Below are 14,124 nucleotides of genomic sequence, written 5' to 3' on the forward strand. Positions count from 1 at the left end.
ATCCCCCAAAATTCACATTTAGAATCTATTACGCTTTTTATTTGTAAGTGAGTCAAGTAAAATGCCGGTACCAAGTGCCACTACATCTAAAGGATTCTCAGTAATTAAAACTGGGACCTTTAGCTGTTCGGACATTAATTCATCTAAACCATGTAATAAAGATCCACCACCAGTCATGATGATTCCTCTATCAATAATATCCGCTGAAAGCTCTGGAGGTGTTTGTTCCAACACCTGTTTAGCAGCTAGGACCATTAGGTGTAATGAATCGTGAATCGCTTCCTCCACTTCAGAACTTGTAATAGAAATTGTTTTCGGTAAGCCACTCACTAAATCTCTACCACGAATTTCCATTTTCTCTTCTTTGGCTCCTTGACATGCAGTACCGATTGTTACTTTAATATTTTCAGCCGTTCTTTCACCAATAAGTAAGTTATATTTACGTTTAACATAATTTAAAATATCTGCGTCCCATTTGTTTCCAGCGACTTTTACTGATTGACTAGTTACAATATCACCCATAGACAATACAGCAACATCCGCAGTACCTCCACCAATATCAATAATCATATTACCGGAAGGCTCAAAAATCTCCATACCCGCACCAATAGCAGCAACTTTAGGTTCTTCTTCTAAGAACACTTGTTTCCCACCACTTTTTTCAGCAACTTCGCGAATTGCTTTTTGTTCGACAGAAGTTATATTTGTTGGACAACAAATTAAAATACGTGGCCGTGAAAAAAAAGTTTTTAAATTTAACTTTTGTATGAAGAAACGCAACATTTCTTGCACAATATCAAAGTCAGCAATAACCCCATCTTTCATAGGTTTAATTGCCGTAATGTCTCCTGGAGTTCTACCAACCATATCTCTTGCTTCAGTCCCAACGGCTAAAACTTGTCCAGTTTTATTGTTAATAGCGACAACTGCAGGTTCATTAACGACGATTCCTCTTCCTTTAACATGAATTAATACATTGGCTGTACCTAAATCGATACCAACATCTTTTGCCATTTACATTTTAACTCCTTTCGTGGTGTACACCTAATTTTACATCTCATTCTGAATTATAGCATAATTTATGTGCGGCTGAAATGTATATTTTATAGCAATGCGGAATTTTTCATGACAAATAAAAAAACCGCATCAAGAAGATACGGTTTTTAACATTTAAATTTAGAATAAAGACGCTAAGTTTGTTACATCGATTTTGGAATCATCTACACGTTCCACATCAGCACCAAGCGCTTGTAGTTTGCCGTGGAAATTATTATAGCCACGATCAAGGTATTTTAACTCAGTTACTTGTGTATAGCCATCCGCAACTAAACCAGCAAGAATAAGCGCTGCTGCTGCACGTAAATCTGTCGCAGCAACTTCTGCTCCTTGTAATTTAGCTGGGCCAGAAATAATAACAGAATGTCCTTCAATTTTCATATCAGCGTTCATTCTACGCATTTCTTCTACATGCATAAAACGATTCTCAAAAACAGTTTCAGTCATGATGCTTGTTCCTTCACTCAGCATTTGAATAACCATCATTTGCGATTGCATATCTGTTGGAAAACCTGGGTGTGGCATCGTTTTAACATCCACAGCTTTTAATTTATCAGGACCAATTACACGAATCCCATTCTCTTCTTCAATGATTTGAACGCCCATTTCTTCAAGTTTAGCAATTAACGAACTAATATGCTCGGGAACTGCATCTTCAATTAAAACATTTCCACCAGTAATCGCAGCAGCAATCATAAATGTTCCTGCTTCAATACGGTCTGGAATAATAGAATGTTCAGTTGCAGTTAATTCTTTAACTCCTTCAATTCTAATTACTTCTGTTCCTGCACCGATAACTCTAGCACCCATTTGGTTAAGGAAGTTTGCTAAGTCGACAATTTCAGGTTCACGAGCCACGTTTTCTATTACTGTAGTACCTTCTGCTAGAGTAGCAGCCATCATAATATTTTGTGTCGCTCCAACACTTGGGAAATCTAAGTATACTTTAGCACCCACTAATTTTTCAGCAGTTGCTTCAATATAGCCATTTTCAATTTTCACGATTGCGCCCATTGCTTCAAAACCTTTTAAATGTAAGTCAACTGGTCTTGAGCCAATTGCACATCCACCAGGTAAAGCTACACGTGCTGAACCAGTACGTGCCAAAAGTGGTCCCATTACAACAATGGAAGCACGCATTTTACGAACGTACTCAAAAGGTGCATCAGAAGTGATTTCTCCTGTTGCATTGACTGTTACTTCATCATTTACAAAAGAAACATCTGCATTTAGATATTTAAGAACCTCATTGATTGTGAATACATCAGACAAGTTTGGGACATTTTTTAATACGCTAGTACCTTTACTCGCAAGTAATGTAGCAGCTATTACCGGTAATACAGCATTCTTGGCACCTTCCATTTTCACAGAACCATTTAACTGTTTTCCACCGCGTACAATAATTTTTTCCAAAAAGAACCCCTCCGCGTTACTAATAACTAAATCATTTATCGAATTTTATTAATCAAAATTTGAATTTAAAACATATCTAAGTAATTCTACCACTTATCACCCTAAAATATCAACTGATTTTAACGTAATATTAAAGTTGTTATAAGCTTCTATTAATTTTTGACTACTATAGTACCTTTTTCTAACTAAAAAAGTTAATTAACTGTTTGGAAGCTGCCAAATAATCCAAGAAAAAATTGCTTAATGTATAACCTAATACAATCGAAATAATCACAAATAATAATCTAGCTTGTGTTACATGATTCTTCTTGATGAATTTTTCATAATTAATAGCTTGGAGTGCCCAAAAAGTAATTACAATAAATAGTAAATGTGAAATGATGATGACATATGGTGATTCCATAATAATATTATACATGCGTTCTCTCCTCATATTTCGCTACTACTCATTTTAACAAATACCTCTAGAAAAAAACAGTTAATACACTTATGCATATAAAAAAACTTCCCGGCACTGTGGCCAGGAAGTAATATGATTATTAATTGTGTTCTTTTGCATGAATTCTGTTGATGGCTCTTTGTAGTGCCAGCTGAGCCATTACTTCGTCCACTTTTTGTTCTTTTGCTCGGCTAAGTTCTTCTTCTGCACGTTGTTTTGCTTTTTCAGCGCGATCAATATCAATATCTTGTTCACGTTCAGCAGTATCCGCGAGAATATTAACTTCTTCACCGTTTACTTCCATAAAGCCACCATTGACAGCGACCCATTCCTCACCAGACTCAACTTTTAAACGAACGATGTCGATTTTAAGTGGAGCAACTAGTGGAACATGGCCAGGTAAAATACCGAGTTCACCTGCTTTTGTTCTAGCAATAACCATTTGAGCAACGCCTTCATAAACAGGGCCGTCTGGAGTAACAATACTAACATTTAATGAACCCATACGTATTTCCTCCTGTTTTTATCAGACTTCAACGCCCATGTCTTTTGCTTTTTCAAGAACATCCTCAATGCGTCCAACTGAACGGAATGCATCTTCAGGAATATGGTCGTATTTTCCGGCTAATAGGTCTTTGAATCCTTTAACTGTTTCTTTAACAGGAACATAAGAACCTTTTTGACCTGTAAATTGTTCTGCAACGTGGAAATTTTGTGATAAGAAGAATTGTACACGACGCGCACGGGAAACGGATTGTTTATCTTCGTCAGATAACTCATCCATACCTAAGATTGCGATGATATCTTGTAATTCTTTATATCTTTGTAATAAACGCTGTACTTCCGTTGCTACTGCATAGTGTTCTTCTCCAACGATATCAGGAGAAAGCGCACGAGATGTAGAAGCAAGTGGATCTACCGCTGGATAAATACCTTGTTCCGTTAATTTACGTTCCAAGTTAGTTGTTGCATCTAAATGGGCGAAAGTTGTAGCCGGAGCCGGGTCAGTATAGTCATCGGCTGGTACATAAATCGCTTGGATAGAAGTAACGGATCCAACGTTAGTAGATGTAATACGTTCTTGTAATTGACCCATTTCAGTAGCTAGGGTTGGTTGGTAACCTACCGCAGATGGCATACGACCTAGTAAAGCCGAAACCTCTGAACCAGCTTGTGTGAAACGGAAAATATTATCAATGAATAAAAGTACATCTTGATGTTCTTCATCACGGAAATATTCAGCAATTGTTAAACCAGTTAAGGCAACACGCATACGCGCACCTGGTGGCTCGTTCATTTGACCGAATACCATCGCTGTTTTTTCAATAACACCAGAATCTTTCATTTCAAAGTAAAGGTCGTTCCCTTCACGAGTACGTTCTCCAACGCCCGCGAACACTGAAATACCACCGTGTTCTTGTGCGATATTATGGATAAGCTCTTGAATTAGAACGGTTTTACCTACACCCGCACCACCGAACAGTCCGATTTTACCACCTTTTAGGTATGGCGCTAACAAGTCAACTACTTTAATTCCTGTTTCAAGAATTTCTGTTGTTGTTGCTAATTGATCGAAAGTTGGAGCTTCGCGGTGAATTTTGTTACGTTTAATATCGCTTGGAAGTGGTTCGTCCAAATCGATGGTGTTTCCTAATACATTAAATACACGACCAAGAGTTACTGTACCTACAGGAACTGTAATTGGGCTCCCAGTATCAATAACTTCCATACCTCTTTGAACACCATCTGTTGATGCCATTGCGATTGTACGAACAACGTCATCACCTAATTGGATGGCTACTTCTAAAGTAAGTTGGCTAGTTGGTGCTTCTTCTGCATCAGATTTATATTCAATAACTAGGGCATTGTAGATTTCAGGTAAGTTTCCACCTTCAAATTTAACGTCTACAACTGGACCCATAACTTGGATTACTTGTCCTTTAGACATGCAATTATTCCTCCTCACTTACCTTCCCATTTATTGGGACGTTACAAGAAACGCCGACTTCTATTCTAGTGCGGCTGCTCCTCCGACGATTTCGGTAATTTCTTGCGTGATCGCAGCTTGGCGAGCACGGTTATATTGTAGTGATAAGTCACTGATTAAATCGGATGCATTGTCTGTCGCGCTTCTCATGGCAGTCATACGAGCAGCATGTTCAGCGGCTTTGGCATCCAGAAGTGCTCCGAAAATTAGGCTTTCCACATATTGCGGCAATAATACTTCCAGAATTTCTTGTTCGGAAGGCTCGAATTCGTATGTAGTTAAATCTACATCTGTTTCCTTACCTTTTTCGTGAAATTCTGTCAGTGGTAGTAGTTGCTCTTTTCTCAGTTCGCTAGAAATAGAATTAATATGGTGATTATAATAAATGAAAACCTCGTCATAAACACCATCTTCAAACATTTGAACTGTGTTACTAGCAATATCTTTAATTTCCGCAAATATCGGGTGATCTGTAATGCCTTGTACTTCTAAAACCACGTTCATTTGGCGCGCTTTGAAGAAGTCTCGAGCAGATCTACCTACAGTGATTATTGCATATTCATCACTTGACGTATGCTTTTTATTAATTTCTTGAAATACTTCTTTGATTACAGAACTATTGTAAGAACCTGCAAGTCCAGTATCAGAAGTAAGTACGATATAACCAGTACGGTGAACAGGTCTAGATACAAGCATTGGATGATCACTACTGTTACCAGTGCTAGCAACATGTGTTACTACGTCTTTAATTTTAGAAACGTAAGGCTCATATGAACGAGCGTTTGATTCTGCACGACCTAGTTTTGCTGCTGAAACCATTTGCATTGCTTTTGTAATTTGACTTGTTTTACGTGTAGAAGTTATTCGTTGTTTAATATCGATTAAAGATGCCAAAGATTTTCACCACCTTTGAATTTATTCCGAGTCTAAATTATTTTTCTTCAGAAGGAACAAATGTATTTTTAAATTCTTTCAATGCTGCTTCAAGTTTCGCTTCGTCAGGAAGTTTTTTCGTTGTACGAATTTCTTCCAAAAGCTCTGGGTGATTATGATCAAACCATGTATTCATTTCGGACTCAAAACGCAGTACATCATGAACTGGTACATCATCCAGATATTTATGAACAAGTGCATAAAGAATCAATACTTGTTTTTCAACTTTCAAAGGTTTGTGCAAATCTTGTTTTAGAACTTCTACTGTACGTTTACCACGTTCTAGTTTCGCACGAGTAGCTGCATCTAGGTCAGAGCCGAATTGTGAGAAGGATTCTAGCTCACGGTAAGCGGCAAGGTCTAGACGAAGTGTTCCGGCAACAGTTTTCATTGCTTTAATTTGCGCTGATCCACCTACACGAGATACAGAAAGACCGGCATTGATCGCTGGACGTACTCCGGAGAAGAATAAATCAGATTGCAAGAAGATTTGTCCGTCTGTAATCGAGATAACGTTTGTAGGAATATAAGCAGAGATATCTCCGGCTTGTGTTTCTACGAATGGAAGAGCCGTAATGGATCCGCCACCTAAGCTATCATTTAATTTTGCAGCACGTTCAAGTAAACGGGAGTGCAAGTAGAAAACATCCCCTGGATATGCTTCACGACCTGGAGGACGACGAAGTAATAGAGACAGCTCACGATAAGCGGCTGCTTGTTTGGATAAATCATCATATACGACTAAAACGTGTTTGCCATTGTACATGAATTCTTCTGCCATTGCAACACCAGCATAAGGAGCCAAGTATAGAAGTGGCGCTGGTTGAGATGCTGCTGCAGTTACGACGATTGTGTAATCTAATGCGCCGTGATGACGTAATGTTTCTACGGCATTACGTACAGTAGATTCTTTTTGACCGATAGCAACATAAATACAAATCATGTCTTGGTCAGCTTGGTTTAGAATAGTATCAATTGCTACAGATGTTTTACCAGTTTGGCGATCACCGATGATTAACTCACGTTGACCACGACCAATTGGAACAAGTGCATCAATCGCTTTAATACCTGTTTGTAATGGTTCATTTACTGATTGACGTTGCATAACACCAGGTGCTACTGCTTCAATCGGACGAGTTCCAGTTGTTTCAATAGGTCCTAAACCATCAACTGGTTGACCTAATGAGTTAACTACACGCCCAATAAGCGCTTCGCCAACAGGAACTTCCATGATTTTACCGGTACGACGAACTTCATCGCCTTCACGGATTTCAGTGTAAGGACCTAGAATAATGATACCAACATCATTTGTTTCTAAGTTTTGGGCCATACCCATTACACCATTTGAGAACTCTAACAATTCACCAGCCATTGCATTATCGAGTCCATGAGCACGCGCAATACCGTCACCAATGTAGGTAACCGTACCAACATCACTCACTTTTAGTTCAGATTGATAATTTTCAATCTGCTGTTTTATGATTGAGCTGATCTCTTCAGCCTTAATGCTCATTGATTTCACCCCTCGTTAAACGGAAACTAGGCTTTAATTTGCCGTTCCATGTCCTTTAATTTCGTTTTTAGACTGTCATCATATATACGGGTTCCAATAACCACTTTGACTCCACCAAGAAGGGATTTATCAATGTGATTTTGAATGTTTAACTTTGTTTTGTTCATTTTCGTAGCAAATACTCTCGAGAGCGCCGTAAGTTCTTGTTCGGAAAGTGGAACAACAGAATAAACATCTGCATCCGCAACTCCATTCAAGTCGTTTACGCGTTTTTGGTAAACGTCCGCAATAACAGAAAGATAATCTTCTCTGCTACGGTCAATTAAAAGATAAATAAAATCTCTTAATGTCGGATTGATTTTTTCAAAAACAGCGCTGGCAAGATTTTTCTTTTGCTCGGTCGTGAAAGTAGGATTTTCAAGTAGTTTTACAAAATCTTCATTAGCTTTTAAGGCCGCTTTTAATTCAGTTAGTTCTTCTGAAAAAACGTCGACTAAATCTTTATCTTGGGCTACTTGAAAAAGCGCATTGGCATAGCGACCTGCAACTTCCAAATCTTTACTCATTTGTCATCCCCTAGCCTTTCGATATAATCTTGGATAAGGTTAGATTGTTCTTTTTCATCCAGATTTTTTTCGATGACTTTCGATGCAATAAGAACAGATAAGGAACCGACTTGTTCGCGAAGAGCAGAAATAGCATCTTCTTTTTCACGTGCAATATCGGATTTTGCTTCTTCTTTTATACGTTCTGATTCACGTCTAGCAGTTTTGACAATTTCTTCGCGTTCTTTTTCACCAAGCTGTTTTGCATTCTCAATCATTGTTTGAGATTCCACACGAGCTTGTTGTAAAACACTTTTTTGTTCAGCAAGTAATTGTTCTGCTTGAGCACGGCTCTCTTCCGCCGCATCAATTTCAGAACCAATATGCTCTTCACGCTCTTTCATAACTCCCATAAGAGGTTTCCAAGCATAAATTCGGATTAAAACTAGCAAAATCGCGAAAGCAAAAAGTGTGAAGAATGCATCACCAAACGTAAATGCGGAACCAATTACTAAATGTGGTTGTAACACGCCAGTTTCACTCCTTTCTATACATTCGCTTGAATTATTCGTTCAAAACGAAAGAGATGAGGTTTTATTTCCTCAACTTCCTTCAAATTATTTATTAAGAACCATGAACGCAATAACTACAGCGATGATAGGAAGGGCCTCAACAAGACCGATACCAATGAACATGATTGTTTGTAGCATAGAACGCGCTTCTGGTTGACGCGCAACACCCTCGACAGTTTTTGATACGATAAGACCGTTACCAATACCCGCACCTAATGCACCTAATCCAACAGCGATAGCAGCTGCAATAACACCTAAAGACATATAATTATCCTCCTAATTTTTCTAAATATTATTTTTTATTACTTTTATAAATGACTTATTTGAAAGTTAGTTTAATGTTCGTCACTTACCTTATGCGACATATAAACCATGGTCAGCATAGTGAAAATGTACGCTTGAATTGCCCCAATGAAAATTGAGAATCCTTGCCATAGTAACGCAGGAATTATTGCTAGCACACCTACAAATATGTTCATATGAGCAAGTTGTGTTGCAATGATGGTTAACAAAACTTCGCCGGCGAAAATATTACCGTAAAGACGTAAACCAAGCGTTAAAGTATTAGCAAATTCTTCTACTAATTTAAGTGGGAATAAAAATTTCATTGGACTAAAGTAAGTACCAACAAAATAGTGCTTGAAACCACGCATTTTAATACCATAGTAATGCGTTAAGCCAAGAACCATTATCGCAAGTGTTAATGTGACAATTGGATCCGCTGTAGGTGAACGCCACCATACTTCATCGTTAATCGCGATTTGAAATGGCAGTCCTAGCATATTAGCTACGAAAATAAACATTAGTAGCGTAATACCAAGTACATGGAATCTCCCACCGGTTTTCCAATCCATATTACTATTAATAATACCTCTGACAAAATCCATAACCCATTCAATGAAGTTCTGCTTTCCGGTAGGTCGGCGTTGCAGATTTCTGGTACAGATAATGGCTATTAGAAGAACGATGACACAAGTCACAGTAATCATCAAAATATTAGATAGATTAAAGTCGATCCCTAATAGGCTTATCGTTGGAAATTCCTCTTCCAATTAGGTTCACCCCTCTCTTTTTAAAAACTTTTTTCTGCGGTACATGGAATACACAAAAAAATCTAGAAAAATAATTGCATATGCAAGCCCAAGTCCGATTACCATGCTATAAACATGAAAAAATTCCGGCAGTTGCGTCGCTATAATAGTAGCAAATAACACGCTCCCCATTCTAAATGGCATTCCCATACCATAAAAAGAACGATTTTCAGCCAAAGCTCTAGTCATTGATTGTGTACGCCTCATTAATAGCCAGTAGTTAAACCAGCCGACGATTAAACCCAACTTAAGTCCCAAGAAAATATGTATATATGGGGTTAAAAACCATCCACAAAGACAAACAGCAATAAAAAGAACCATATACTTTTGATGACGATGATACATGCCAATTAGCGATTCTAACATTCGGGGCGCAATCCTTTCTTTTTCAAAAGATTTTTCTTTCCAGATGACCATTTTGAAATCTCAGGGAGTAAGTTTGGTTTGTGAAAACAAGCACATTTTCCCCAATTCATCCCAATCCCAAACACACATGAAAGCCTTATCAGCGTGTCAGTTCTTAGCATACAACAGCCAAAAGAGAAAAGTCAATACACTTTCACAAATTGTGCGTACATCTATTACTAATAGTACCACAATCGGACCCATCCATAAAAGAATAGCCTATTATTTTTGAGATTTTTTTGATTTCAAAATCTATCTGTTTCTTAGATTGCCACGCCAGAATTATTTTTGTCCATTTAACAGCAACCAACACCTCCGTAATCGTTGAGAAAACCTATCTCCTGTTCGTGTGATGTTTCACAAAAAAGGCGATAAAAACTCTCTTTCGCACAAATAAAAAAACTTCTACCACTATTGGTAAAAGAATTCGATACGATTATTCGCAAATTTCGCGACCGAAAGTTCTTTTCCCAAGAAAAAGAACGGAAAAAACAGCCGGACTCATTTATCATGAGTTGCATTTTGATATAGAGTGCCCGTATAAATTCCAATTCAGTCAACGCAAACCTAGCGTCGGCGGGATTGTAGTGAATACTGAGCGCAGTCTTCTATCCCTATGCTAAAAACAAGCTATTTTTTGGGCTCTTATATTAATAACATTGACCATCTTATCACATGTAACATAAAAGAACTAGTGAAAATCGAGCGTGTAACATATCTGTAACAATAAGGCGCTTTCATTCTGAAAAAAGAGGAAAACTAGACTTCAACGCCTAGTTTTCCACTGTGTTTTACACGATAAAATCTTCTGGTCGACCAGTTTCTTCAAAGTGACTCTTGATTGCTGCTAAAATTCGATTAGCTGCGAATCCGTCGCCATATGGATTTACCGCGTGTGCCATTTTATCATGATTTTCTTTATTATCCAGCAAATTCAGTGCTTCTTTAATTAGATTCTCTTTATTTGTTCCAATTAGTTTCAACGTCCCGGCTTCGATTCCTTCTGGACGCTCCGTCGTATCACGTAAAACTAAAACTGGCACGCCCATGCCTGGAGCTTCTTCTTGTACACCGCCTGAATCGGTAAAAACAAGATAAGACTTGCGCAAGAAATTATGAAAATCAATTGCGTCGAGTGGCTCGATTAAATGAATGCGTTCATGTCCACCTAAGATTTTCGTCGCTTTTTCTCTAACGGCTGGATTCAAATGCATCGGATAAACGAGTTCAACATCCTCACGACTTTCCACGATTTCTCGAACCGCCTCAAACATCCCTTGCATCGGTTCGCCTAAATTTTCCCTGCGGTGAGCCGTCATAAGTATTAAACGATTGTCGCCAAGATTTCCCAAGATTGGATGGTGGTAATCTTTTTGCACAGTTGTTCTAAGGGCATCAATCGCCGTATTTCCAGTCACAAAAATAGTACCCGGATCTTTTCCTTCCGCAAGCAGATTTTCTTTCGCTTGTTTAGTTGGAGAAAAGTGCATATCCGCCATTACACCAGTTAACTGGCGATTCATCTCTTCTGGAAACGGCGAATATTTATTCCATGTTCTAAGTCCAGCTTCGACATGTCCGAGCATTTTTTGTTGATAAAAGGTAGCTAGTCCTGCTGCAAAACTTGTTGTTGTATCGCCGTGAACTAGAACGATATCCGGATTTTCGGCTGCAATAACTTCATTAATTCCATTCATTACACGCGAAGTTATTTCAGCTAAAGTTTGGCCTTTTTTCATAATATCTAAGTCAATATCTGGTTTAATATCAAAAATCTCTAAGACTTGATCTAGCATTTCACGGTGTTGAGCTGTAATCACTACCGTTGACTCAAATGTTTCTGGTTCTTTTTCTAGTGCCAAAACGAGTGGTGCCATTTTTATTGCTTCTGGTCTTGTCCCAAAGATACTCATTACTTTGATTTTAGCCAATTTCGGGCCTCCTTATAAAAAAACTCCTCAGAAATAGCTCGACAAAAAATTTCCCAGCCTGTTAAAAAGCAGTACTGTTTATAATTCCTTATCTCACTATTACCGAGGAGATTGTTATTTATTTAGTTCCGAATAATCTATCGCCAGCATCTCCTAAGCCTGGACGGATATAACCATTTTCGTCTAACTTCTCGTCTAAACCAGCTACGTAGATTTCTACGTCTGGATGTGCGTCTTGAAGGGCTTTAACGCCTTCAGGAGCTGCTACTAGACACATGAATTTCATGTTGCGAGCGCCGCGTTTTTTCAAGCAATCGATAGCCATAATTGCGGATCCGCCAGTTGCAAGCATTGGATCTACAACGATGAAAAGACGTTCTTCTACGTCAGAAGGTAGTTTTACAAAATATTCGACTGGTTCTAGTGTATCATGGTCACGATAAAGACCTACATGCCCTACTTTTGCTGCAGGAATAAGTTTTAAAATACCATCTTGCATACCAAGACCAGCTCTTAAAATAGGAACAATCCCTAATTTTTTACCAGTAAGTGTTTTCGCAGTTGTTGTTTGTAGTGGTGTTTCTACTTGGATGTCTTCGAGTTCCATATCACGTGTAATTTCGTACGCCATTAATGTAGCGACTTCATCTACAAGTTCGCGGAATGCTTTTGTTCCCGTATTTTTGTCTCGAATGATTGTTAATTTGTGTTGGACTAGTGGGTGATTAATTACGTGTACATTTGCCATCGATTAGTTCGCTCCTTTGATATTGAAAATTTCCTTCTCTTATTGTATCAGAACAAGACACAAGTGCAAGGATTAATTTGCTATACATGAAAAAAACCGGTTTTCTCTATTTTATAGAAAAAACCGGATCACTTATTTTATAAACTTGGATAAAGCGGATATTCATTTGTTAAAGTAGCCACGCGTGCTTTTACATCTGCGAGAACTTCTTCATTTTCTAAATTATGCAGTACTTCTGAAATAAGTACACCAACTTTTTCAATCGCAACTTCATCAAATCCACGAGTGGTCACTGCAGCAACACCTACACGGATACCACTTGTGACAAATGGGCTTTCCGTTTCGAATGGAATGGTATTTTTATTCACGGTAATACCAACTTCATCTAATACTTTCTCCGCTGCTTTTCCTGTTAAGCCAAGTGGTTTTAAATCAATTAATAATAAATGATTATCCGAACCACCTGTTAAAACAGCAACATCATTCGCTTGAAGTGTTTCTGCTAATTTTTTAGAGTTACGAATAATTTGTTCACAGTACGCCGTGAATTCAGGTTGTAACGCTTCACCAAACGCCACTGCTTTCGCTGCGATTACGTGCATTAACGGTCCACCTTGGATTCCTGGGAAAATCGATTTATTTAATTTTTGTTCCCATTCTGCTTTGGCTAAAATCATTCCGCCGCGAGGTCCACGAAGCGTTTTATGGGTAGTTGTCGTTGTAAAATCAGCATAAGGAACTGGATTTTGATGCAAGCCAGCAGCAACAAGACCAGCAATATGCGCCATATCTACCATTAAGTATGCGCCAACTTCATCAGCAATTTCGCGGAATTTAGCAAAATCAATTTTACGTGGATAAGCACTTGCGCCAGCTACAATCATTTTTGGTTTATGTTTTAAAGCTGCTTCACGAACAATATCGTAATCAATTTCTTTCGTATCTTCACGAACGCCGTATTCAACAAAATTGTATAAAACACCGCTGAAATTTACTGGGCTACCATGTGTTAAATGCCCACCATGTGAAAGGTTCATACCAAGAACAGTATCGCCTGGTTCAAGCACTGTATGATAAACTGCCATATTCGCTTGAGCACCTGAGTGTGGTTGGACATTCGCATATTCAGCGCCAAATAATTTTTTCGCGCGGTCGCGTGCTAAATCTTCCACAATATCCACGAATTCACATCCGCCGTAATAGCGTTTCCCTGGGTAACCTTCTGCATATTTATTCGTTAATACAGATCCCATAGCTTCCATTACTTGCTCACTAACAAAATTCTCAGATGCGATTAATTCGATATTCGCGCGTTGTCTACCAAGCTCTAACTTAATTGCATCAAAAACTTCCTTATCTTGCTTTTGTAAATAGACCATCTGTGGACCCCATCCTTTTCTGATAAATTTTTCAAGTGAACTGTTATGTATTATCTTTAATAATTACTTAAATCGGATAGAAAAGCAAGCATTTTGGAATAAAAAAACGCAA

The 14,124-nt window shown here is 38.3% G+C and carries 16 protein-coding genes; all 16 read right to left on the bottom strand.

Annotated elements, in window-relative coordinates; translation table 11 throughout:
* Positions 1-18 precede the first annotated feature (18 nt).
* The gene (gene mreB / locus LMOATCC19117_RS12915) at positions 19-1,014 is read right to left on the bottom strand and encodes a rod shape-determining protein MreB (RefSeq protein WP_003723458.1); all 996 of its coding nucleotides are present in this window, start codon (positions 1,012-1,014) and stop codon (positions 19-21) included.
* Positions 1,015-1,176: 162 nt separating this feature from the next.
* Positions 1,177-2,469 (bottom strand): UDP-N-acetylglucosamine 1-carboxyvinyltransferase, encoded by a 1,293-nt coding sequence (murA, locus tag LMOATCC19117_RS12920; protein WP_003727894.1) that lies wholly within the window; start codon positions 2,467-2,469, stop codon positions 1,177-1,179.
* A gap of 181 nt (positions 2,470-2,650) precedes the next feature.
* A complete protein-coding gene (locus LMOATCC19117_RS12925; protein ID WP_003727893.1) occupies positions 2,651-2,887 on the bottom strand; it encodes a DUF1146 family protein in 237 nt (78 codons plus the stop codon).
* A gap of 121 nt (positions 2,888-3,008) precedes the next feature.
* Positions 3,009-3,413 (bottom strand): F0F1 ATP synthase subunit epsilon, encoded by a 405-nt coding sequence (locus tag LMOATCC19117_RS12930; RefSeq protein ID WP_003723461.1) that lies wholly within the window; start codon positions 3,411-3,413, stop codon positions 3,009-3,011.
* A gap of 21 nt (positions 3,414-3,434) precedes the next feature.
* The gene (atpD, locus tag LMOATCC19117_RS12935; RefSeq protein WP_003723462.1) at positions 3,435-4,856 is read right to left on the bottom strand and encodes a F0F1 ATP synthase subunit beta; all 1,422 of its coding nucleotides are present in this window, start codon (positions 4,854-4,856) and stop codon (positions 3,435-3,437) included.
* Positions 4,857-4,916: 60 nt separating this feature from the next.
* Positions 4,917-5,789 (bottom strand): F0F1 ATP synthase subunit gamma, encoded by an 873-nt coding sequence (locus LMOATCC19117_RS12940; protein WP_003723463.1) that lies wholly within the window; start codon positions 5,787-5,789, stop codon positions 4,917-4,919.
* 37 nt (positions 5,790-5,826) lie between these two features.
* Entirely contained in the window at positions 5,827-7,341 is a 1,515-nt protein-coding gene (gene atpA / locus LMOATCC19117_RS12945; RefSeq protein WP_003727892.1) for a F0F1 ATP synthase subunit alpha, read from the bottom strand.
* A 26-nt stretch (positions 7,342-7,367) separates the two neighbouring features.
* Entirely contained in the window at positions 7,368-7,907 is a 540-nt protein-coding gene (locus tag LMOATCC19117_RS12950; protein ID WP_003734489.1) for a F0F1 ATP synthase subunit delta, read from the bottom strand.
* The gene (gene atpF, locus LMOATCC19117_RS12955) at positions 7,904-8,416 is read right to left on the bottom strand and encodes a F0F1 ATP synthase subunit B (protein WP_003727890.1); all 513 of its coding nucleotides are present in this window, start codon (positions 8,414-8,416) and stop codon (positions 7,904-7,906) included. The genes LMOATCC19117_RS12950 and atpF overlap by 4 nt, the downstream gene beginning before the upstream one ends.
* 87 nt (positions 8,417-8,503) lie before the next feature.
* Positions 8,504-8,722 (bottom strand): F0F1 ATP synthase subunit C, encoded by a 219-nt coding sequence (gene atpE / locus LMOATCC19117_RS12960; RefSeq protein WP_003723467.1) that lies wholly within the window; start codon positions 8,720-8,722, stop codon positions 8,504-8,506.
* Between the two features lie 71 nt (positions 8,723-8,793).
* A complete protein-coding gene (gene atpB / locus LMOATCC19117_RS12965; protein ID WP_003723468.1) occupies positions 8,794-9,510 on the bottom strand; it encodes a F0F1 ATP synthase subunit A in 717 nt (238 codons plus the stop codon).
* Between the two features lie 6 nt (positions 9,511-9,516).
* Positions 9,517-9,915: an ATP synthase subunit I gene (locus tag LMOATCC19117_RS12970; protein WP_003727889.1), complete on the bottom strand. Its 399-nt coding sequence runs from the start codon at positions 9,913-9,915 to the stop codon at positions 9,517-9,519.
* Positions 9,916-10,108: 193 nt separating this feature from the next.
* Positions 10,109-10,276: a hypothetical protein gene (locus LMOATCC19117_RS14885; protein WP_072217651.1), complete on the bottom strand. Its 168-nt coding sequence runs from the start codon at positions 10,274-10,276 to the stop codon at positions 10,109-10,111.
* A 469-nt stretch (positions 10,277-10,745) separates the two neighbouring features.
* On the bottom strand, positions 10,746-11,885 hold the full coding sequence (gene wecB / locus LMOATCC19117_RS12975) for a non-hydrolyzing UDP-N-acetylglucosamine 2-epimerase (protein ID WP_003734487.1): 1,140 nt from the start codon (positions 11,883-11,885) through the stop codon (positions 10,746-10,748).
* Between the two features lie 118 nt (positions 11,886-12,003).
* Positions 12,004-12,633: a uracil phosphoribosyltransferase gene (gene upp, locus LMOATCC19117_RS12980; RefSeq protein ID WP_003723470.1), complete on the bottom strand. Its 630-nt coding sequence runs from the start codon at positions 12,631-12,633 to the stop codon at positions 12,004-12,006.
* A gap of 137 nt (positions 12,634-12,770) precedes the next feature.
* On the bottom strand, positions 12,771-14,012 hold the full coding sequence (gene glyA, locus LMOATCC19117_RS12985) for a serine hydroxymethyltransferase (RefSeq protein ID WP_003726682.1): 1,242 nt from the start codon (positions 14,010-14,012) through the stop codon (positions 12,771-12,773).
* Positions 14,013-14,124 lie beyond the last annotated feature (112 nt).

This window comes from Listeria monocytogenes ATCC 19117, assembly GCF_000307025.1.
GTDB lineage: Bacteria > Bacillota > Bacilli > Lactobacillales > Listeriaceae > Listeria > Listeria monocytogenes_B.